2 protein-coding genes are annotated in these 834 nt (G+C 40.0%); both read right to left on the reverse strand.

Going from position 1 to position 834, the window contains the following annotated elements; genetic code table 11:
- Nucleotides 1-375, reverse strand: a 375-nt coding sequence (locus ACWHAR_RS25280; RefSeq protein ID WP_452088211.1) for a F0F1 ATP synthase subunit A, incomplete at its 3' end; no start/stop codon positions are given.
- A 7-nt stretch (nucleotides 376-382) separates the two neighbouring features.
- Nucleotides 383-766: an ATP synthase subunit I gene (gene atpI / locus ACWHAR_RS25285; RefSeq protein ID WP_003243159.1), complete on the reverse strand. Its 384-nt coding sequence runs from the start codon at nucleotides 764-766 to the stop codon at nucleotides 383-385.
- Between the last annotated feature and the right edge of the window lie 68 nt (nucleotides 767-834).

Below are 834 nucleotides of genomic sequence, written 5' to 3' on the forward strand. Positions count from 1 at the left end.
AGCAACAACCATCACGGCTAGCGTTAATGTAATGGCAGGATCGGCTGTCGGAGACTTCCACCAGAGCTCATGTCCGATTGTAATAGAGAACGGCAGCCCCAGCATATTCGACACAAATATGTACATCAGCAATGTGACACCAAGTGCCAAGAAGTTAGCCCCTGTTTTTAAATCCATTGTACTGCCAATAATATTGCGTACGAAATCAACAATCCATTCCATAAAGTTCTGGGCTTTTCCGGGACGGATCGAAAGCGTTCTTGTCGTCAATATAGCAATCAATAAAACAATCACACTCGCCACAGTAATCATCAGAATGTTTGTCAGATTAAAAGTAAGACCTAGAAATTCTATAGTTCTGTAACCATGATTCAAAGGGTTTTCACCTCTCTTCCATTGATGAACGTTTAAGCTGGATAAAGGAATCTATCATAATGACAGGGTATATTGTCATTAATCCAATAACTGTACTTGCCATATGAAAGTATTCGGGATTTTTATAGGCAACAGCCACAGCAAGAATCGCATTGCACCACCGCGCTGCGCTCCCGAGAGATCGTATGGACTTTCCTTTCTCAACAGCTCTGTCAAAAGCATTCATTCTTCTGACGAGCAGTAAAAAATTAAACAAACTGAAAACAGTTCCCAGAATAAGACCTAAAAAAACGGTTTTATACGCTGTTAAACCATAACCCAGTACATACACTGCCAAAATGAACAATAAATATTTGCGTTGTCTGCTAAATGTAAGCTTGGGATCGTCCATCAATTATCTGTCTCCTGATGAAAAAATAATGTATAGCTTGGATACGGCAAAAATCAGCGGTTAACCCT

The organism is Bacillus sp. LR--39 (assembly GCF_053613335.1).

Bases quoted from the DNA above. Each gene is read 5' to 3' on its own strand.
- atpI (WP_003243159.1), bottom strand. From the start codon at position 766: ATGGACGATCCCAAGCTTACATTTAGCAGACAACGCAAATATTTATTG.